General features: G+C 46.5%; 14 protein-coding genes and 6 pseudogenes. 12 read left to right on the plus strand and 8 right to left on the minus strand.

Annotation, left to right across the window (positions count from 1 at the left end):
- Positions 1–23: 23 nt before the first annotated feature.
- From D5067_RS23885 to D5067_RS23930, 10 genes and pseudogenes are all read left to right on the plus strand, one after another.
- The gene (locus D5067_RS23885; protein ID WP_119937979.1) at positions 24–638 is read left to right on the plus strand and encodes a Tn3 family transposase; all 615 of its coding nucleotides are present in this window, start codon (positions 24–26) and stop codon (positions 636–638) included.
- A gap of 34 nt (positions 639–672) precedes the next feature.
- The gene (locus tag D5067_RS23890) at positions 673–2196 is read left to right on the plus strand and encodes an EAL domain-containing protein (RefSeq protein WP_119937980.1); all 1524 of its coding nucleotides are present in this window, start codon (positions 673–675) and stop codon (positions 2194–2196) included.
- 109 nt (positions 2197–2305) lie between these two features.
- Positions 2306–2938 carry a LysE family translocator gene (locus D5067_RS23895; protein WP_119937981.1) on the plus strand — a complete coding sequence of 211 codons (633 nt, stop codon included), beginning with the start codon at positions 2306–2308 and terminating at the stop codon, positions 2936–2938.
- Between the two features lie 224 nt (positions 2939–3162).
- Positions 3163–3500 (plus strand): annotated as a pseudogene (locus D5067_RS23900) (SMR family transporter).
- A 124-nt stretch (positions 3501–3624) separates the two neighbouring features.
- Positions 3625–4668, plus strand: a pseudogene (locus D5067_RS23905) (IS3 family transposase).
- Positions 4669–4715: 47 nt separating this feature from the next.
- Positions 4716–5049: pseudogene (locus tag D5067_RS23910) on the plus strand (IS1 family transposase); the annotation flags it as partial.
- A gap of 338 nt (positions 5050–5387) precedes the next feature.
- Complete coding sequence (locus D5067_RS23915; protein WP_374208618.1) at positions 5388–7103, plus strand: polysaccharide lyase family protein; 1716 nt, start codon at positions 5388–5390, stop codon at positions 7101–7103.
- Between the two features lie 88 nt (positions 7104–7191).
- Positions 7192–7935, plus strand: coding sequence for an oligogalacturonate-specific porin KdgM family protein (locus D5067_RS23920; protein WP_119937982.1), 744 nt, complete (start codon positions 7192–7194; stop codon positions 7933–7935).
- 1165 nt (positions 7936–9100) lie between these two features.
- Positions 9101–11977 carry an autotransporter outer membrane beta-barrel domain-containing protein gene (locus D5067_RS23925; protein WP_119937984.1) on the plus strand — a complete coding sequence of 959 codons (2877 nt, stop codon included), beginning with the start codon at positions 9101–9103 and terminating at the stop codon, positions 11975–11977.
- A 249-nt stretch (positions 11978–12226) separates the two neighbouring features.
- Positions 12227–12835, plus strand: a complete 609-nt coding sequence (locus D5067_RS23930; protein WP_119937985.1) for a DUF2913 family protein — start codon at positions 12227–12229, stop codon at positions 12833–12835.
- On the opposite strand, the gene D5067_RS24260 is transcribed toward D5067_RS23930, so the two are convergent.
- Positions 12832–12927, minus strand: a complete 96-nt coding sequence (locus tag D5067_RS24260; protein WP_509161690.1) for an Rpn/YhgA-type helix-turn-helix domain-containing protein — start codon at positions 12925–12927, stop codon at positions 12832–12834. The genes D5067_RS23930 and D5067_RS24260 overlap by 4 nt on opposite strands.
- 40 nt (positions 12928–12967) lie before the next feature.
- Between D5067_RS24260 and D5067_RS24265 the strand changes: the two are divergent.
- A pseudogene (locus D5067_RS24265) lies at positions 12968–13537 on the plus strand (YjaZ family protein).
- Between the two features lie 214 nt (positions 13538–13751).
- Here the strand turns inward: D5067_RS24265 and D5067_RS23940 are convergent.
- A pseudogene (locus tag D5067_RS23940) lies at positions 13752–13868 on the minus strand (IS6 family transposase); the annotation flags it as partial.
- Positions 13869–14042: 174 nt separating this feature from the next.
- Positions 14043–14486: a lysozyme gene (locus D5067_RS23945; protein WP_119937986.1), complete on the minus strand. Its 444-nt coding sequence runs from the start codon at positions 14484–14486 to the stop codon at positions 14043–14045.
- A gap of 580 nt (positions 14487–15066) precedes the next feature.
- On the opposite strand from D5067_RS23945, the gene D5067_RS23950 reads away from it, so the two are divergent.
- Positions 15067–15909, plus strand: a complete 843-nt coding sequence (locus D5067_RS23950; protein WP_119937987.1) for a LysR family transcriptional regulator — start codon at positions 15067–15069, stop codon at positions 15907–15909.
- A 311-nt stretch (positions 15910–16220) separates the two neighbouring features.
- On the opposite strand, the pseudogene D5067_RS23955 reads toward D5067_RS23950, so the two are convergent.
- The 5 genes and pseudogenes from D5067_RS23955 to D5067_RS23975 form a co-directional block, all read right to left on the minus strand.
- A pseudogene (locus tag D5067_RS23955) lies at positions 16221–17008 on the minus strand (Tn3 family transposase); the annotation flags it as partial.
- A gap of 821 nt (positions 17009–17829) precedes the next feature.
- On the minus strand, positions 17830–18129 hold the full coding sequence (locus D5067_RS23960; RefSeq protein WP_119937989.1) for a putative holin: 300 nt from the start codon (positions 18127–18129) through the stop codon (positions 17830–17832).
- A gap of 45 nt (positions 18130–18174) precedes the next feature.
- Positions 18175–18414, minus strand: coding sequence for a hypothetical protein (locus D5067_RS23965; protein ID WP_133302836.1), 240 nt, complete (start codon positions 18412–18414; stop codon positions 18175–18177).
- 88 nt (positions 18415–18502) lie between these two features.
- Positions 18503–19897, minus strand: coding sequence for a lytic polysaccharide monooxygenase (locus D5067_RS23970; RefSeq protein ID WP_235843321.1), 1395 nt, complete (start codon positions 19895–19897; stop codon positions 18503–18505).
- Between the two features lie 45 nt (positions 19898–19942).
- Positions 19943–21067, minus strand: a complete 1125-nt coding sequence (locus tag D5067_RS23975; RefSeq protein WP_119937990.1) for a glycosyl hydrolase family 18 protein — start codon at positions 21065–21067, stop codon at positions 19943–19945.
- Between the last annotated feature and the right edge of the window lie 52 nt (positions 21068–21119).

A 21119-nucleotide genomic window follows, 5' to 3' on the forward strand; every position in this document is an offset into this window, starting at 1 on the left:
AGCTGGATTCAACATATCGTGATGTGCTGGACCTACTACCGGAAAACCCGGCAGTCAGATTTAGGGAGAATAGCGATAAAACTGAGCTTATCCTGAGTCCTCTGGATGCCATTGAAGAAACACCATCACTGATCGCATTGCGGCAGCGGGTGGCTGACATGTTGCCACGCGTTGATTTGCCTGAACTGATACTGGAAATCGATGCCCGGACACATTTCACCGGAGCCTTTACCCATTATTCAGAGCAAAGCTCCCGTGTCTCGGACCTGAATATTAGCATCTGCGCCATGCTGATGGCAGAAGCCTGTAACACCGGTCCTGAGCCCTTTATACGTAACGATGTCGCGGCATTGAAGCGTGACCGTCTGACCTGGACAGACAGTAATTACATCAGGGATGAAACGATTTGGGAAGCCTACGCCATTCTGGTCGCAGCACAAAGTGGCGTTCCCCTGGCGAATATCTGGGGTGGTGGTGAGGTGGCGTCAGCCGATGGTATGCGATTTGTTGTTCCTGTGCGCACGGTACATGCCGGCCCGAACCCTAAATACTTTAAAGAAGGGCGTAGGGTTACATGGTACAACCTGATATTTGAACAGTATTCGGGGATTAATGATTGTCACGTCACTAAACAGTGATAGTGTATTCATGGAAAGCCCCACAGGACGAATAATGAAATTACGAAAACGGACGTTGGCCGCCGGAATTCTCGTACCCGCAACCTTGGTTACACTGCTGTCGTCTGGCATGGCCTGGCGTCAGATGAACAAAGACACGGCCGTGACGGCGGACATTCTGATGAGCCAGGTCGGCCACGTCACGTCCATTGCCCGCCATGTGAGCCAGGTAACCGCCAAGCTTACCGCTCTGCCTTGTGAAGACGTTCTGCAGCACATGACGGAGAACGGAGCCCTGACGCCCTACATTCGTAGTACCGGGCTTATACGGGATGGTATATTAATCTGTTCATCCTTGACCGGCGCCAGACAGCAAAAGGCTGAAGACGTTTACGGTGTTACTGTTTCCGCCCCCACAGGCAGTCTGAACGTCATTGCAACGGAGGGGACCAACAGCGTACCCGGGAGTACTGCTGTTATCTTCGCATACGGCGCCGGCAACCGGACAACGGCGTTCAGCGTGGTGGACGCACGGTATTTTGCGGACCTGATGGATTCCCTGTATGATGAGAATCATTCGGTTCAGCAGCTCCGGTTCAGTGGCGGCCCTGTCATTTCCGGCCGGGAGAAAATCCCCCCCCGTGTTAAAGTGTTCACAGCTGAGTTCCGCTCTGCCGTGAGTCAGGCGCAGCTTCAGGTTCTTACGCCGGCGCTGTCGCTTCGCCATTATATCCTGCGTAATCTGCTTTTTCTCTGTCCGCTGTCCCTATTACTGACCCTGTCCATGCTGTACATGTGGCATCGCTGGAATTCCAGAAAGATGTCTCTGGCAGAAGAGATCAGAAAAGCGATGTCAGACGGCGAATTCAGCGTGCACTACCAGCCAGTCTGTGACGCCGAGACTGGCGCCTGCTCCGGCGCCGAAGCCCTGATGCGCTGGCAGCGTCCCGACGGTAGGAGTATTTCACCGGTGGTTTTTATCCGGGCCGCTGAAGAGGACGGTCTGATTGTCAGCCTGACGCAGCATCTCTTCAGCCTGATTGAAGAGAATGTCAGGACCTGGCAGGTGAAAACCCCCTTCCATCTGGGCGTAAATATTGCGGCCCCACACCTGACGGACCGGTCGTTTACTGCTGACGTTCTGAGACTGTGGGTATCTCTCGATCCTGCTTTTCGCCTGGTGCTGGAAATTACCGAGCGTAGCCTGGTTGAGGATACAGACACTGCATCAGCGAAACTTAATGAGTTACGCCAGAAAGGCTGTCAGGTGGCGGTGGATGATTTTGGTACGGGCTACTGCTCGCTTAGCGTCCTTCAGAGTCTGCCGGTGGATTACCTGAAAATTGACAAAACATTCATCGACAGTCTGAGGTCGGCTGATGCGGACACGCCAGTGCTGGACACCATTGTCGATCTCAGCAGGCGTCTGAACCTTACCACCATTGCGGAGGGCGTGACGACTGCGCATCAGGTTGACTGGCTGATTAAAAATCATGTTGCTTATATCCAAGGGTATTATTATGGTCGACCCATGCCTGCCTATGAATTTTATTTGTGGTACAAAGGGCAGATACGGTAATAACACATCGTGATAAACCTGATGTATGTCTATATGGTCCGATGTTATTCGGGCGCTGTCTTAAACCATAAATATCGTTGTCAGAGTTGAACATCTAAAAGGAGACATTATGCACGAAATACTCTGGATACCTTTTATTATAGCCGCAGTCGCGGTTATCAGCATACCGGGCCAGGATATGATGCTGATAATGACTAAATCGATATCTGAGGGCATCGGTGCGGGCGTGTATACGGCTTCAGGAGTGAGTTTAGGTCTTATCGTACATACGTTAATCGTTTCGTTTGGTTTAGGCAGCCTCATCATGGCCTCAGAATATCTGTTCTGGATGATAAAACTGGCGGGAGCGGTATATCTTTTTTACCTGGCTTACAACCTGCTTAAGTCTGACGGTAAAATTAATACTGTCAGTAGTCAGAAGCAAAATTCTTCATGGATATCACTGTTCGCATATGGTGCAGTTTCAAATATCAGCAACCCAAAAATCATGATTTTCTATCTGGCATTCCTTCCACAGTTCATTGGGCAGGGTACCATAAATCCTGTGATAAAAATGCTGACGCTTGGCCTTACCTTCGCATGCCTGACGTTCCTGATTAAATTACCCGTGGCGTTGTTTTCAGGGTTGCTCTCGGACTGGTTTAAAAAAAATGTATCAGCCATGAAATGGGTAATGCGCAGCAGCGGAGGCATTCTTTTTCTCACCGGAATTAGAATTCTTTTTGAAAAACGAAACGGCTGATTCAAGGGGGTAGTTCCGGTGCGACCAGCAGTAGTTCTTTAATGAAAACGGTAAGAATGACGAAGTGGTGAAACTCGTACTAAAGGCTGGTCAAGTTCAGACAGAGGAACAATAAGATTATAATGTCTGGCTGGGTACTGAAGATTTACATCGCCGCTCTTCTCGGTGTGGACATGTTAAGTTTAGGTCTAAAACACAAAATTACTGACGAGAGAGCTACCTGAATGCACACACATGCTTTACTTTTTTTGAGTATATCAATTTTGATGGAAGTTATAGCAACAACAGCACTTAAACTGTCGGGCAGCTTTACGCGTTTGATTCCAAGTCTTGTAGCGATAGGTGAATATGCGATCGCATTTTATAGTTTGATTATTCCAATGAAAACTGTACCGAATAGTATTATTTATGAGTCTGGACGGGGGCTGGAATTGTATTGATTGGTCTGGCTGGTTGGATATGTTCTGACCAGAAAATTGATGGGCCGGCGATTCTAGGCATGTTCCTGATGCTTTGTGACGTAGTGGTTATCAATATTTTTTCTAAAAGCGCTATTCACTAACGTTTTACAAACTGGTATCAGGCGTATTTTTTGCTGGCAGGGCCGATGCAGGCATCATCTATATCTGTAGTCGGCCCTGTATCTGTTCTGTAGTGGCACAGTAAATTTGGACACCTAATTAAAGGTGATATTCTCACCTAAACATAAAACAGGTGACTTTATGAACAAGAAAACTAAGCGCACTTTCACTCCTGAGTTCAGGCTGGAATGTGCACAGCTGATTGTTGACAAGGGTTACTCATATCGACAAGCCAGTGAGGCGATGAATGACGGCTCTACCACGCTTGACCAGATAAGGCGAGAGCGCCAGGGGATTACGCCCTTTGCAACCCCCATTACTGCAGAGCAGTAGCGTATCCGCGAGCTGGAAAAGCAGGTTCGCCGCCTGGAGGAACAGAATACGATATTAAGAAAGGCTACTGCGCTCTTGATGTCAGACTCATTGAACGCTTCACGATAGTTGCAAGACTGAGTGACTGCCACACGGTTGTTAGCCTTTGCTCCGCTCTGGAGATACATCGCAGTAGTTACCGGTACTGGCGAAAACGACGCGATACTATCAACTTGACACGAGGCAGGCGGTACAGCGAAATACGCGGGGCGTCTGATGAAATATCTGAACCTGAGCAGTTGCCAGCCCAGAAAACATCAGTACAAAAATTCCCGTCAGGAGCATACCTGCCTGCCAAATCTGCTCGAGCGTCAGTTCGCTGTACCGGAGCCAGACCAGGTATGGTGTGGAGATATTACGTATATATGGGCGGGAAATCGCTGGTGCTATCTGGCGGTTATTATGGATCTTTTTGCCTGCAGGGTTATCGGCTGGAGTCTATCAACGCATGCCGATACTGCACTGATAAGCAGTGCCCTGCAAACGCGTGGTCAACCGCGTGATGTTATGTTCCATAGCGACCAGGGAAGCCAGTCTACAGGTCTTAAATATCAGCAAGTTCTCTGGCGTTACAGGATAAAGCAAAGCGTCAGTCGGCGGGGGAACTGCTAGGATAACAGTCCCATGGAACGCTTCTTCAGTAGTCTGAAAACAGAGTGGGTGCCGACGAATGGTAACGCGGGGAAGGATGAGGCCCGGCGAAAAATCGGCGGTTATATTCTGAATTACTACAATAGCGTCAGCCCTCATCATTACAACGGGGGGCTAATGCCGTAAGAATCAGAGAACAGATACCATTCTTACTGTAAAACAGTGGCTAATATTACTTGACCACTACATATGACAGGATACGCAGTACGGTCGTGGCCCATATCTTAGGTGAACGAATGGTGGCCACTCTGGAGCGTCTTCTGAGCCTGCTGTCGGCCTTTGATATGGTGGTATGAATGGCGGATGGCTAGCTGATGTATGAATCACGCCTGAAGGGAAAACTGCACGTTATTAGCAAACGCTACACTCAGCGCATTGAGCGACATAACCTGAATCTGAGGCAACATCTGGCAGGCAGGGCTGGGACGTAAGTCACTGTCATTCTCAAAATCGGTGGAACTGCATAATAAGGTCATCAGGCATTACCTGAACATAAGTCACTATTAGTAAGTTGGGACCATTACCTTAAAGCTGTAAAATCTAACCGGAGATGGCATTTAAGGATTGAAACGTGGTTTTATTAATCTAGATAATTTTTTATATTTTATGACTTTGGACATCGGTTTCTTTCTGGGAATGCCAAGAAAAATCAAATCTGGCAATCACGCAAAGGTTGCAAAATATATTATTAATTAGATTCTACACCATCTCCTGAATAGGATTTGGTAGGGCCTTTATAAGGTGAAGTGTAATTTATTCCGGAGATTACTCTGCTTTTTGAAATGTTAAATATTACAAAGTGTGGAATATAACAGACTTGCCATTAAATAGAGTGAGAGTGAAACATGAAAAATCTTTATGGATTTCTTTTCTTACTAATGATAACCCCTTATAGCCATGCCACAATAGACCCACCAGTGACGTTAACCGTATCGGGTATGGACGTAACTATGGATAATGGACTGCTTAGAGTTACATTTAAAGATGACGGAAGTGCTGTGGCCATTATTAAAAATGGCTTCAATTTGCTAAGCAATCTTTCCGGGGCCCAACGCGATTCGAGTAAAAATCGTAGTGCCTATCTCGACTTTTATTCGAAAGGCGTGAAAGATTTTCTCCCGGAACGTCTGGAAATAATCCGCAATGATAAGGACATTGCGCATATCGTATGGGTTGATGACAAGAAAAGCTTACTTAGGCTTGAATACCACCTGATTATGCGCAAAGGCGTGAGTGGTTTTTACAGCTATGTCGTCGCGGAAAACACCAGCCAGCAGACTGTGCCGGTCAGTGAATTACGCAGCGTCTATCGTTTTAATCCACAGTTGATGGACAATATCTTTAATGGCGAGCGCCAGGGCAAACCTTACCTGTATGCCCAGCTGGAAAAAATGCCAAAAGTGCAGGATGAAACCTGGCAGCTACCGAACGGCGAGATTTACACTAAGTATGATTTTGCTGGTTACCAGCGCGGCAGTGCGTTCTGGGGCGTCTATGGCCATAATACTGGCGCGTGGTTGATCCCCGGTAGTGACGAATACTTCTCCGGCGATGCACTGAAACAGGATCTTATGGTGCATCAGGACGCTATTATTCTTAATTACATGACCGGCGCACATATGGGGACACCGGATATGCAGGCGCAGCCAGGATGGAAAAAGCTCTATGGACCCTGGTTGCTGTATATCAACCAAGGCAATACTGCCCAGATGCTTGCCGACGCGACTCAGCGGTCGCGTAGTGAGCGCGCCAACTGGCCTTACTCATGGGTAGATGATTCGCGCTATATCGATAAACGCACAAAGGTTTCAGGTCATGTTAGAGGTGATACACCGGTGACTGTAGTGCTATCCTCATCATTGGATGAGCCTTTTGATCAGCAGACGCGCGGTTATCTATTCTCAGCAACTACCGACAGCAGCGGTGCTTTTCACCTCAATAACGTAATTCCAGGACGCTACCAGCTGGCGATTTATACCAATAGCGGGACACAACCCGGTGTACTGGTACAGAAGCAGGTGGAAGTTGAAGGTGATAAGCAAACACTGAGCACTATCACGTTACCACCTGCACCGAAAGTGATATGGGCTATCGGACAGGCCGACCGTCAGGCGCGTGAGTTCCGCTTTGGTGATGAGCTAAGGGGGTATCACTGGCAGAACGACGTACCGGCAGATCTAGTGTTTGATATTGGCCATAGCGACTATCATCATGACTGGTATTACGCCCAGACCAAACCGGGCAGTTGGGACATACGCTTTGCCATGGCTCCGGATAAGCCCGACTACAAGCTGAACATTGCCATCGCCGCGGCCAGTAACAGCGGAATGGGCAGTGATAACACTGCGCCCTCGCTAATGGTGAAAGTGAACGGCAAAACAGTAGAAACGCTGAATTTCGCCAACGACAAGACGCTGTACCGTGGTGCATTACGCAACGGGCGCTATCACCTTTCGACTATTCCCCTAAAATCCAATCTGTTACAAAGTGGTAATAACCATATTTCGCTGCAACTGACAGGTGGTAGCGTCATGTACGATATTATTACCCTGAGCGAATAAATTTAATTCATTAAATGACCGTATTGTGGCTTCAGCCAAAATACGCTCGATATTATCTTTTCAATAATTAAGCTTAAGGTTTTCGACAATGGATAAGAAAATCATCAATACTTTTTGTGCGCTGCTTCCTGTAGTTTTCATAGGCTACGCTACTGCAAATGACATCATTTTAAGGAACGTCAGCATGGATTATCGTCATGAGTATCGTATACGTGATCGGACACATTATGATAAATTAAGCTTTGCCTCCCAGTTACCAAAGAATTTCTCATTTGCCGTTGAAACTAAATTTAAGATAGGCGGTTCCGATGTCAAAGATAAATATTACTCAGATCCCGTATTAAATGCAGTGGAAATGACGCTGGCAAAGAAATACAGCCTTGGCAGCTGGACCGTTTCACCATTGTTTCAGCCGGAATTTAATTCTACACGCACCGAATGGAAAGTCGGTGTATCACCGTGGTATAAAATTAATGATAGCTGGTCAGTCGGTGGACTTTATCGTCTGGAACTCACTGATTATGCCCACGACAATAGCGGTTGTGCAAACTGTAGCACCAGCAGACACCGTACAGTTAACCGCATGGATGTTTATCTGCGTTATAACATCGCGAACCTGACCACCACCTATAAACTGATCTATCAGCTTGGTGACGAGAATCTGTTCGCCAACAAAAAATATAACTATGAGCAGGAATTACAGTTCAACTATGCATTGGGGGATAAAAAGGAGTGGAGTCCGTATATCAGCTTCGGCGACATTAACCGTTCGTCAAAATCGACTGAACGCCAGTTGCGCCTGCGTGCCGGGATAGCTTACACATTTAAATAATCGTGTCATCGAAGCTATTCTTCGGTAATGATGGCAATCTATCGATGGCTACTTTAGCCCATTGTGATTCACACCTTTTCGCGTTTGGATTTGTCTATCTGTTTGATAGACTAAATCAACAGATTCGAATCATCACCAACTTGAGCGTCTACTATAAGCACTCATTGTACGTTTGCGTATAAGAGGCGCAACTATCCTCCGCAGAGAAGTGAGTTTCTACGGTCAAACCATTAGGCCTGACGATCGATGTTCAGGCTAGTGTTCAATGTTGGCTTGCATTACTCCCACATTAATATAATTAATACCAAATGATTTCCTTTATTATAAAGTGCCAGCGATCTTCATCTGTGATGAAGACAGATATCCTGCTAGAAAAAATTGGCGCCACCGTCGATATGACTTGCATGCTAATATTTCCAGCGGCCCTTTTGACATCCTCCCCGGTCTAAATGGCGGGGAGGATGTCAAATAATCGATACCATTTAATCTCGGATAATCGAAAATAAACATTGTTAACTGAAAGTTTCAAATCAATGGAAAATCAGAATTTTCTATCAAAAATCACTCAAGTATCCGGAGCTTTTAGGGTATATTACATTAATCAGATGCGGCCTGTATAACTATATAAAGGGTTCTAACGTTTACATTGCCAGACTTGCTTGAATTTTTTTGACCGAAGAGTCGGATAGAAAGCATACCGAATGCAGAAAATAGCACCTTGAGCCGCCCCCCATCTAAATCTTAATGAAGATTTTGTTGATGGATTTGAGAAAGCAATCATTGCGCTATTAGCAATATATCCAAAGGCTCTATCGTCAGAGGAAGGCTGCACATAGATCTCGAAAAAATGAATAATGGTTACGCGGCAAAATATGGTTGAATGACAAAGCCAATTACGCGGTTGCTGTTTACTTTATAGCTTGATTCTTATTACTTGTGCCAGGAGAATATTGCTCATATTAAGCCAGTGCATGTTTCACTGCGCTTAATAATGAACAGGAGTTGACCTTCCCTTCTTTTCAGGAAGATGAGGGTCAATAAAATCAAGGAATGTATTATGTGGAAAAAAAGTCCTAAGAAACAGCGCTCTAGTAACAACTTTAAAGTGAAAATTTCTCTATTAAACTTGTCGCTGGCCAGTACTGGTTTGTTTAGCCTGGGAGGCATGATTGTTTCCTGCCAGGCACTGGCTGCAACGACTGGTAGCCTAAGCGGAGCAAATATTCAGGCCAATGATGGCGATACCATTGTGGCAGACAGTGGCACCAGCCCTGGCATGCTACATGGGGTCCTGAACCCTGCTGGCCAGCCCGGCACTATTGATCTTGGAAGTCAGGTTACCGTCAGTGCAGACGATCCAGCCGCCACGGTAAAAGGCATCAGTATCGAAGGTAACGGCAGTATTCTTTCAGCAGATGCTCTCACCGTAAAGGTGAGTGGGAATAGCGCCACGGGTATCAACTTATCTGGTAGAAATGTCAGCGCCGATCTTGGCATGGATAGCCGTGTCAGTGTGCGGGGAGCGCCTGGCGAGAGTGCTAGCGGCATTCTCGTAAGCAACGCTTCCGCCCTGACTTCCGACCGCCTTCTCGTTGAAACTACCGGCGACTACGGCACCGGCATCAGCGTCAGCAACCATGGCAGCAGCGCCAGCCTTGGCTCTGGCAGTTCGGTGATTACAAACGGGCATCTCAGCTATGGCCTTTACATTGCCGGTCTGAACGGAACTGCGGCAAACGGTCCGGCCAGACTCACCGCAGATGGTCTTCACATCAGCACCCAAGGGTACGGTGCTGATGGGATTAATATCCAGAATAACGCCGTCGTCGACTTGGGTACAGGCAGCTCCATCAGCACGAACGGGGATAACGCGCACGGTATCTGGAGCTTTGGCGAATTCTACGCATCCGGGCTGAGCGTTGATACCGTCGGAAGTGGAGCTAATGCAGTCGAGGTTCGCGGCGGAAGAGCCGTCATCGGTAATGATAGTCACGTCAGTTCGGCCACTGGCGGCGGGCTGATTACTAACGGCACCGGCACAGCCATTAACTTTACCGGCTCTGATCATGCACGAAATACAGTCAGCTCGGGGGGCTCCTACGCTGCTTCTGCCCAGACTCCCGGCGCAGAGATTAACCTCAGCTATACCGACCTCAGTATCGACCGCGGCGGTGCGCTTGCGCTGGGACTCTGGGCCCTGAACGGGGGGGCTATTACGGGGGCCAACCTCAGCATCAGTGGGGCAGAGGGAACACGCGGCGTGTACGCCATGTCCGACAGTCAGATCAACCTGACCGGCGACCTCGACATCAATATGGCGTCCCCCGCACAGATGGCCATCGCCACCCAACACGATGACGGTTATTCGGCCAGCCGGATTAACGCCGCAGGCCGGATGCGCATCAACGGCAGTGTTTATGCCCGTGGTGGCATAATTGACCTTGCTATGGACTCCGGCTCGGATTGGACCGGCTCAGCCTTCACGGACAATGTTAACGGCGGTCGTCTGGACGTCAGCCTGAACGACGGCACCTGGCGCGTCACCGGCGATTCCGGAGTGGATACGATGAGCCTTAACAACGCCACAGTTGACCTTGCCAGTATGGCCCCGGCCTCCGGTTATTTCACCACCCTGAATATGGCAGATCTTGACGGAAGCGGAACGTTCATCATGCGGACGGACGTTAAGGGCGGCGCGGGCGACCTACTTCGGGTTACCGGTACCAGCGCCGGAAGCCACATTTTGACCGTAAGAAACCAGGGGGACATGGCGACCGACGGCAGCGAGGTACTGACGGTTGTAGAGACTGCCGACGGCGGCGCGTCGTTCACCTCCTCATCTCAGGTTGAGCTGGGCGGCTATCTCTATGACGTCCGCCGGAACGGTACCAGTTGGGAGCTTTATGCTGCCGGCAACGTGCCAGACCCGACGCCTGCACCAGACCCGACGCCTGCACCAGACCCGACGCCTGCGCCAGACCCGGTGCCTGCACCAGACCCGACGCCTGCGCCAGACCCGACGCCTGCGCCAGACCCGGTGCCTGCACCAGACCCGGTGCCTGCACCAGACCCGGTGCCTGCACCAGACCCGGTGCCTGCGCCCCCGCCCAAACCTGCTCCGAAACCTCTGCCGACCACTACGGCCGATGCGGGTGGGAACTATCTGAATGTGGGCTATCTGATGAGCTACGCAGAAAACCAGACGCTGATGCAGCGTCTGGGGGACATCCGTCGTAACGGGAGTCACGGAAACATGTGGCTTAACGGCTACGACGGCAGATTCAACTCTTTTTCAGGCGGCAGACTAAGCGGCTTCAACATGCACTACAGCGGCCTGCAGATAGGGGCTGACAAGCGTCTAGCTGAAGATGTTCCTGTCTGGGCAGGGGTCTTTATCGGTTCAACACATGCCTCCCCGGACTATCGTGGTGGTACAGGCACAACCGGCTCTGATTATGCCGGATTGTACGCCAACTATGCGTCGCCGGAGGGTTTTTACAGCGATGTCGTGCTTAAAGTCGGCAGGCAGAAGAACAGCTTCCGCGTGCGCGACAGCCAGAATAATCTGGTCAGCGCATCGGGCAGCGCAAGCGGATTTAGCGCATCGCTTGAGGCTGGTAGAAAGTTCAGCCTGCCCCAGCGGTCCGGCGGATATTACGCCGAGCCGCAGCTGCAGTTTACCTGGAGCCACCAGAATGCGACCGATATGAGGGCGACGAACGGGCTAAATATTGGGCTGGGTAGCTATGAGTCACTGCTGGGACGCGCCGGGATCCTGCTCGGATACGAAAATGATGTGGGCAGCAGTAGGATAAATACGTACTTTAAAACAGCTGCCATTCGAGAGTTTGCGGGCGATACGGGCTTCAGTCTGAATGGCACGCGTGAGAAACACAGCTTCAGAGGCAACGGCTGGAATAACGGGATTGGTATCAGCGCGCAGGTGCGTGATGCACACATCCTGCACGCTGAGGCTGATTATACTACCGGCAGCCGGTTCAATCAGACACAGTTTAATATAGGTTATCGCTTCAGCTTCTGATTGCTGGCCAGGTCCGCATTAGCGGCCCTGAATATCGAGTTCGGTAAGCGAATAATTGGCGAGAGCTACTAAATAGATCCAGAGAACGATATGGTTCATTTGTGCCCTAACTGTCACGCGATGGTGCACCGGTCGAATGAATCCAGGCCATTGTCGGTTGATGCGCTGCGCCGCATAATTGAAGAGGCCAAAAACGTGCCGGTGCTACCGGCTAGTTATCGTTTAACATTCATCAGGGATGCTTAAAAAATGAGAAACAGGGATAAGACCGGTCATCTGGCATGGTGCGCACTTATCGCACTGCTGTTGGCCCGTCAGGAGGGGCTGATCAGCTCTGAATCGCAAGAAAATCTTTTCATCACGCGCTGGTTTGCTCTGGCCAAAAAGCAGCGTCGTTTCTCGCGTGACCTGGCCACTGACATTGACTGGATACTAAATCAGGGGCGGTCGCTAGGTATGCGCGCCCGCCTGAAGCAAAAGCTGGACTATATCTGGCGCAGCTGCACCGGCGAACTGCTGGAGCAAAATGATATGTTCCGACTGACCTATGCCATGGAACTGGCGACTCAGCACGACTGGACCTACCACGTCCTCAGCGACAGAGACTGGAGTGGCCGGCACCGAATCCAGACCTCGGCATCAGTAAACAGCATCTGTCTTCTGAAAAGTGCTATGGACATCGCTTTCAATGAAGAAGGGAAACAAATATTACCAGTGCCAGCCAGAATTAGCGGGCAGATTGAAGCGCTCAATGAGTTGCTTAAAAGCTTTGGCTGGATAGCCCTTTCTGAAGTGGATGGCTCCCTGCCCCACCAGTATACCCTCATGGCCAGACAGGAAGCACATGGTAAGGATTAGTGGCGTGTTAGCACCAGCTCATCCTCTGTCAGACCGTTAATTATCATGACGATATTACGGTCAATGCCGTTCTCTTGCATGGTTCGTACCACTTTAAGTGGGCTTCACAATCGTCTTTTCTAATGTGTACGTATGTTTGTGTTAGCATCTGCTGGCCAAATAGAATTACAACGGGAATTTGTTAGATTGAAGACTGAAGAAGTTAAGAAATGGAAGGCTTTTGAGCACCCTGACGGCGTGTTGAGGGATCTATCGTTTCTCGATGCCCATGAGGTGACTTATACGCATTCAGCGGAAGACAAGCCTGATAAAGCCTACAGATTCTTTGTAACCTACTCGTTTCACTGTTTCAGTAAAGACTATGATCACCAGACGGAAGAACAAAAAGCATCATTGATGTATTACTTGCCCAAAGATAAGCGTCACATTTTGTGAGAGGGCCAGGCAACATTTACGCTGGATAGTTGTAAGGTCATACATGCAGGATATGGGAGTTATGCTGTCGCAGAGATCGAGCTTGATGGGGGAGAAAAAGAGTTTTATTTCGTGGTATTCAGCTCTTTCAAAGAGAAGAAAAAAATGCGCCTCCATATCACCAGTGCGTATCCGGTGAGTGAGAAACCACGAGGTAAAAAGGTGAGTTTCTTCACCATCACGCATAACTTGTTGAGTAGAAAACCACTTCCATTACCCCTAAAATAAAAAAAACACCTTAAGGCAGGTTTCGCCAAGATAAATAACCTGGTATTCAGAATCGCCATTACCGGACTTGGCTTGGACCATTCTCATGGTTGCGGGATGTCTGAATTGCTTCAGTCTGCTGCATCCTTTAAGGATGCTGAAAGCTTTCCTCTAGCTATAGTCAGTATTGCAACCTACATGTTTAGCGCATAGCTAAACGCTAAATTGGCTCAGTGCCACGCTCGGCCAGCATCTCCTGCAGTTCACGATAGCTGATGCCATATTTGCAGTACCAGCGGACTACCCACAGCATAATATGACGCTCAAAATGTGGGTCTTTGAAAGGATTCATGTGCTGTCCTTCAGCTAAACGGTGGCATCAGTTTACCATCGCCAAATCTTTGCAACTGTGCCACTAATTTTGTATCAATTGAAAGCCCCCTTGATGTCTTAAAATCAAGGATATTAGAGTAATGAAAATCGCCATGTAAGCTAAGTGACCAAGAGGAGCAACTTTTTCTTTACATTAGCCAACGCATTCAGGTTCTGATTCAAATAGGCTTTTTTCACGATTGCGTCGATTTTCCAGGCCGCGTAAAAGCACACCGTCCACATATACCCAACGCAGCAGCTCGTTTGCTGCTCCCGTATAGTCATGCGTATTTAGCCGACGCAGAAGGGTTGAACGTCGAAACGATCCTGCGCCCACATTAAAAACAAATGAGACCAACGCATCAAACTGGTTCTGGTTAAGCGGGGCCTGCACCTGTGCCAGAACAGTCTGCTCCGCCTGCTGGATGTCGTGTCGCAGCAATTGATCTGCCTGTGATTCGGTGATTTCATCGCCCGCTTTAACCTGTGCTGTATGGCCAAAACCAATGGTCCATACTGCGGCGCTGCACTGGTATGACCGCAAATGCAGCCCCTCAAACTCTTTAATTATTTTAATGCCCTGTTCGCTTGTTTTCATAACCATTCCATAACCAACAAAAATTTCTTGATTAAATAACGCACAAAAAAAGTAAGCACATCATTTGAATAACAATAACTCTCATGATTTTTGTAAGTAAAAATAATACAAATTAACATTTTCTTTTTTGAGCTTGTAAGATAGAAAGACACCGCTACCCCCAGCAAAAAAAACTTAAATATAAAAAATAAGACAATTTAAAAAACTAACTTGCTTTTTTATAACATTTCACTTTTTAGATGAGCGTTATTTAAACAGAGAGTAGAGACAGTTCGCTCCACCTAATGTATATAGATATTGAACATTCATGAATTATTTCACTATGTTCGATAATAAAGATTGTTATTCGTATTTCCGCAGCACAACAATCATTCTTGCCAAGATTTTGAAATATGCTTAAGTTAAAGGCAAATGCTTATTCGGCAATCTTACATTGCCATAATTAGCACCAAAAAATTACATTATTGAATTCGCATTATTCATCTTGCAATATTAAGAAGGTTGAATCATTATAGTTACATGAATTCATTAATGATATGAGGTGACAAAATTGTTAATTTCAAGAGCACTTGAGTCTTTCATGACCGTTGTAGAACAGGGGACTATTAAAGAAGCATCCGTCTCTCTTAATTTATCGAGTTCACCTGTCTCACGCAGAATCAAAATGCTAGAGGATTGGTTAGGTTTTAAAGTTTTTATCAGGAAGCATAAAGATTTAATTCTAACTAGAAAGGGGGAGGAACTTTATGCTCGTGTAGCGCCATTATATAAAAGTATTCATGGTATTCAGCATGCCTATCTCTCTTCTAAAAAAAAGATTTCTCTCAATAAATCATTAAGAATAGGAATGGAATGTTCTTACAATCTAAAAGTTGGCAAGTTTATAAACAAATTAAGAAAAAAAAATGCTACTGAAAACATTTTTAATTTCGAATGCAGTAAAGAAAAATCTCTTGATTTAATTCTTTCTGGTGAAATCGATGCGATTATCACGTATCGAAACATCAACCACAGTAAGCTCCACAGGATTGAAATAATTAGAGAAAAAGCACATTTTATGCTTAGGGCTGATGGGCATGACTCCATGCTTAAAAGAGAGTCAGACCACATCTTCATTATCGATCAGCAGGCTATGGATCATGAGTCCGTGGATAAAATTACCTCAGCGTTATATATGAAGTACCGACATGCTCAGCTACTGGCTGTAAACGATATGAACAGCTACTTACCAATGATTCTGAGTGGCAGAGCCATTGGGATAATAAGCGAAATGAACGCAACAAGTTTTGTTCAACTTATCGAAGAGCAAAAGGTAAAAATTGAGTGTATAGATACCAGCCTAGAACTTAAAACATACATGTACATATTAAATGGTAACCTTAAACTTATTGATGCAATTAATTTTGTAAACAGCACGTCTTAATATGTTCGTCCTGCGAGAACCGTCTTGATAGCTACCTATTGATAATGTCTAATTTTCATGGCAGGAAACCTGCCATTTTTTAAGTTATAAACATAATATAGCTGAGGTCGGCTTCAGTATTATATCGTTGAGCTATCATGTCATGATTATCCCATACGTTCAATGCCATGATAGCTCATAAGAAGATAGAATTATTTACTATGAAAAACCGCGCGTAAGGGGGGCGTTTGGAAAACAGAAAATATCCTACGTTAAGTTTGTTTTTTGTACAGAAGATTGTCTACTGAGCGTAATGCTCAGTATTTACCCTGTCACAACTTGAGATTTATTCGCCTGACTTTTTTCCCACTCAGAATTATGTACTTCCATCCCAGCTGGGACAGATGAGCAAAAGCTGTCGATTTATAGTGATCCCTTTTAGCTTCAGAGTATCTACTGTTCTTTCTATATATACCGTATTCCACGGTGACATAGTCGTAGTTAGCAGTGTAAGACCGCTAGCCCGATAGCTCTGGTTTCCAGCCCCCGATCCCAAGTTTCAAAAATGGCTCGTGCAAGAGTATTACAAGGCTCACCTTTGTTCAATCCCGCCAGTACGCGTTGACGCAGGGGAGGATCCCAGAATTAGTCCAACATAAACCATGACCTTTTGCTACGCTCAATTTCCCTCAGATCCTTCACCAAACCAATCTGTTTCGTATAGCTAGCCAACTTTTTCATGCCGTTAATTGAACTCGCGAGGCGCATCACCTCAGACTAGTGGGTTTCAATTTCCTTGCGGTTCAAACTGGTTGTTCCCATTGCCCTGACCCGCATAACGCCCGTAACTGCCCATCCGAAAACTCTGTCCTTCAGACTATGACGTTGCTCCATCGTCCCTGAATGATGGCAGAGGTCGTTGTTTCTGAGCATTAACCAACTCAGCCAGCGCGGCTGAATAGAGCCCATATCTGATGCACTAAGCTTGGATGCCCTAAAATGATGATTCTGTCATTCTCGGACAGTATTCGGCCATTTTCAATAGCCTAAGATTGATAGCATCTAGCAGGATGGCAGTCAGTGACAACTTTCTGTCAGTAGAATAATTTCCGTTTTCCAAGAAAATCCGTAATGCTCGTTCGGCAACACTATTGTCAGGCTTTGCAAGGAAGCAACGCAACGGCGGGGACTATAAATACGGCGTCAGCTGTATACAGTTGCTGGAGATGCTTTCTGAAAGTGGTTTGAATATTCATCACAAAACTATTTATCGCTAGGTTCAGCGCTAAACGCCGGAACTGAGGAAACGACAGCGATGGTTTTTGCTTCCCCCCCCGGTATCTGTTCATGGCATAATGAAGACCAAAGGCCGCTGGGCTTATTTGTACCGCGCCGTTGACATCAGTGGAAAAACTACTATTTTTACATATATCCACGTCGTAACATAAAATTCTTATACAGGATCATGGGAACACAAGACTCTACGAGAGACTGCCAGATGTAGAGCCTTCGTAGATTAAATACCTAGACGACGTGATTTAATACGATTATATAAGGATGAAAACAATCGCTAGCGTCGCGCTATGATTAAAATAGATGAGGATGGCTTACGCCACTATTCAATATATCGAATTATATGAGCATCGCATGTTATGCAGGTTCAATAATTTAAATTTCAGAACCATTTAGACGCCATTGATATTATGAGCGCAGCCTTGAGAAGAAAAAATACTTTAATAAAAGAGTACTTCATCGTGAAATTGACAACTGAGCCCCAAGGTTTTGCCAGAGGAAGGGAATGATTTGGAAAAAATAAAAATGACAACGAAGAAGGTTGCTGTCACATTGCATTCATGAAGAGGGTATCAATGTAACAGCATGTTAATATAAAACCAGAGGCTTATACTGTTTCGATTTTTTTTAGAGGTTTGCAATAATCTTTCATCTATCTTTATTTAAAGAGTGACTGATAATATCAATAACATTTTTAGCGATTGTGATAGTCAGCAAACTGCAAAAAAAAGAACCCAGAGCATTTTCTATAACCACCGGTCCGGGTAAATAACTCTGAATAACTGAAGCAACAACACTTCCATTCTGTATTCCAATAAAAAAAGAGATTATGAAAGCACTGATTTTTCTCCACCCGGTGTATTTGTTCTGAATCATTACATACATAATAGAACCGCAAAATGCTGCGATAATATCTGAGTGATCATAATGGATTAGCTTTATTAACATTTACAACTCCTTTTTTATTCAGTGTAAATCTTATTGTGACAGTTTTTATAGCCAGATGATGGTGCAACCAAAGATGCTGGAGACTTCCATTTTATCCATTCTACCATTATTTTTTTTGCGAATTTCTACCGTATTCCAAATGGAGGAATCCACACAGCGATACGCATAAATAACAGGAAAATAACTGCTTGATCTAATAATTACACCACCACGGCGGCGGATTTCTGATTTTGCACGCGCCATATTAAACTGTACTAGATTAATTTTTGGATAATTTTGTGACATGTATGTTAACTGTAAACGTGGATGTTGTTTGAGTTAAAGAAAAGCTGGCCGATATTCATCAGCCAGCGTCGTTAGGTTATTTTATCGGTTACGCTCTGCGCCACAGAGTCGCGGAGTCTGACGCGCCTGGCGCCCAGCTTGCAACCCAAGCTGTGTGCCCCTGGATACAAGACCACAGTAGGTTATTATGGGTCACAACTTCGCTGGTAGAAAAGGTGTCACCCAGCGCCCAAGCACGACCAAGTTCCGGAGTCGGCACGGGAGTAGGAGCCGGAGTAGGTGCTGGCGCGGCAGCTGCGGTGGAGACGGTCAGCACATTGCTTGGTACGGAGAGACGGTCTTGCGCATCCATTCCAGCTACAAAGTAACGATACTGAGTACTGGCCTGTAAATCGGTGTCGTTATAAGTCAATTGACTCATCGCAACTCGGGCAATTTCTTCACCTTCTCGATAAACGATGTATTGCTTAACAGAAGTACCTGCTTGCGATGGACTCCACATCAGGCTTACGCTGCTGGCAGTCACACCCATACTATGCAGACCTCTTGGGGCTGATGGCGCAGTATCAATTTGAGAAGAAGACAGTGTGGTAACAACCAGTGCATTGCTGCGCGAAGATTCAACACCAGATACGTTGACACTTGAAACCTGATAGTTGTAGCGAGTGCTTTGCGATAGGTTATCGTCTGTATAAGTCATTGCCGTCTGTGAACCAATCAGATTACCGTCACGATAGATACGGTAAGAGGTTGCCGGGACAGAAGGTTCACTCCAAGCCAGCGAAACACTGCTATCGGTCACAGCGGTGCTACGCAACGCGGTTGGGGCGACGGGTGTCGGAACCGGTTCCGGTGTACTGTTGTCACCTGTAAAATTCAGGTCGATAACCTGGTAGAATGCGTTACCAGTATCCGCAACTTCCCACACGGCAAGCAAAACATGATACCCAGAACGCTGTGGCAGCATCAGGTCATGCACAGTCGGATTAGGCGGTGTGAGTGCTGCGCCGTGGCTCCAGAAAGGCTGTTCCTGAAGTTGTACTTGGTAAAACGGGGTGTCGTCAAACTGTGCCCGGCTCAGCGGCAGGTTCGGATTCCAGTCGTTACGGGTGATAAAGTAGTTCCAGCGCCGGGTTACGTGCTGAGCAGTGTAGTACCAGCGAACTGGCAGAATCTGGCCGGATTCTACATCGTGCTTGTACCAGTGAGTCCCCGGTGCATCCAGAAAACGTCCGGTGCCCTGGTTAGCCGTTACGATTTCACCATCGCGCGGTGGCAGACTATTGGCTGAATCAGTAGGTGCCAGCGAATCGCGCAAACCACTTACTGCTGCTGGGAAGAATTTACCTGCTTCACATTGGTTTAATTGTCCGGTGTTAATCTGACCTTTTTCCCATGCTAAATAAACTCGTGATTTAGGGGAGAAAATGTGACCATGGCGCAGCATCGACTGCTCTTTTTTAATGCTGATAACATCGTTCATAATTATATTTCCTTATAGATTATAAATATTAAATGAAAAAATTACTCAAACGGCCGCTACAGCCCACAGAGAGGTAGCCAGATCCGGAGTCCAGTAAATATTTGATTCATGGCGCATGACACAAACATAACCTTGGTTTCTCCATAACACTTTTTCGTTATCTTCATAACGTACTCCCGCCTTCCAGTTATTTACAACCGGTACCGGGAGCGGCTCAGGGGTAACATCCGGCGCGACTGAGCCTTCGGTTAGATAACCGTAGCGGTTAATAAATTCCCAGTTATAAGCAGTACCATCACTAGCGGTACCGGCATCCCAGTTCACTGACCAAGTCATCAGGCCGCGAATCGGTAAACCTGCGCTGTCCAGGCGCGTAAGTGCGCATTTTACATCATCGGCATTAATAACATAGCCAGTTGCAGCCGCATCATTATTGGAAGGAAGACCGATAATAAATTTGTCGCTGGGGATATAAATAAAGTTACGAGTGCCAGTAACAATACTTTCTGTCAGATAGTACAGGAATTCGGCTTTACGGTCGTCATTATTTTGTGCCAGCCAGCCTATATTATCGACCCACACACCGTCGCCACCTTGGTTATAAAATTGAGGGGCTATATAATCGTAATAACCGTCGAGGTTAGTGATGTATTTTTCATACTCACGTCCTTTTTGCAGGTACGGAAATTCCGGAGCCATGCTGATAGTAAAGTGTTTACCCTGCGCTTTATAGTGATCTTTAACCATTCTTAACGCGGCTGGAATAACATCTTGGTTATTTGCAGCGGTAATTGCCTCCTGCTCTAGGTCGATATCCAGACCGTCGAATGAAAATTTGTCGGTCAGCGATTTAATTCTCTCTGCAAGAGCAAATTCATCACCTTTGTTTAAAGCTATATGTGCATCTGCACCGCCAAGAGAAATAAGGACTTTACGGCCCTGACTGTGTAAAACGTCTATCTGACGACGGAATTCAGTATCAGAGTATTTGTACGGTTTGAAGTCAGGGATATGATCATTGTCACCATCAAGAACTTTCATAAACGCAACAACAATTACATTGTAATTGCGTGGAATTTCGGTCAGAGCCATTTCTTGGAAACGACCGTTTCGGTAGCCAGTACCGGTAGACCAGTTATGCCAGAACCCCATTACGATTTTATTATTCATTACAATGCCCTTAATAAAAATTTATTAAACCCTTTTAGCTTGATTGCCGAAT

Origin of the sequence: Enterobacter huaxiensis (assembly GCF_003594935.2) — a bacterium.
In the GTDB taxonomy this organism is placed as follows: domain Bacteria; phylum Pseudomonadota; class Gammaproteobacteria; order Enterobacterales; family Enterobacteriaceae; genus Enterobacter; species Enterobacter huaxiensis.

Bases quoted from the DNA above. Each gene is read 5' to 3' on its own strand.
- D5067_RS23970 (WP_235843321.1), bottom strand. From the start codon at position 19,897: ATGAACGATGTTATCAGCATTAAAAAAGAGCAGTCGATGCTGCGCCAT.
- D5067_RS23895 (WP_119937981.1), top strand. From the start codon at position 2,306: ATGCACGAAATACTCTGGATACCTTTTATTATAGCCGCAGTCGCGGTT.
- D5067_RS23915 (WP_374208618.1), top strand. From the start codon at position 5,388: ATGAAAAATCTTTATGGATTTCTTTTCTTACTAATGATAACCCCTTAT.
- D5067_RS23930 (WP_119937985.1), top strand. From the start codon at position 12,227: ATGAGAAACAGGGATAAGACCGGTCATCTGGCATGGTGCGCACTTATC.
- D5067_RS23960 (WP_119937989.1), bottom strand. From the start codon at position 18,129: ATGTTAATAAAGCTAATCCATTATGATCACTCAGATATTATCGCAGCA.
- D5067_RS23950 (WP_119937987.1), top strand. From the start codon at position 15,067: ATGACCGTTGTAGAACAGGGGACTATTAAAGAAGCATCCGTCTCTCTT.
- D5067_RS23890 (WP_119937980.1), top strand. From the start codon at position 673: ATGAAATTACGAAAACGGACGTTGGCCGCCGGAATTCTCGTACCCGCA.
- D5067_RS23965 (WP_133302836.1), bottom strand. From the start codon at position 18,414: ATGTCACAAAATTATCCAAAAATTAATCTAGTACAGTTTAATATGGCG.
- D5067_RS23925 (WP_119937984.1), top strand. From the start codon at position 9,101: ATGATTGTTTCCTGCCAGGCACTGGCTGCAACGACTGGTAGCCTAAGC.
- D5067_RS23945 (WP_119937986.1), bottom strand. From the start codon at position 14,486: ATGAAAACAAGCGAACAGGGCATTAAAATAATTAAAGAGTTTGAGGGG.
- D5067_RS23920 (WP_119937982.1), top strand. From the start codon at position 7,192: ATGGATAAGAAAATCATCAATACTTTTTGTGCGCTGCTTCCTGTAGTT.
- D5067_RS23975 (WP_119937990.1), bottom strand. From the start codon at position 21,067: ATGAATAATAAAATCGTAATGGGGTTCTGGCATAACTGGTCTACCGGT.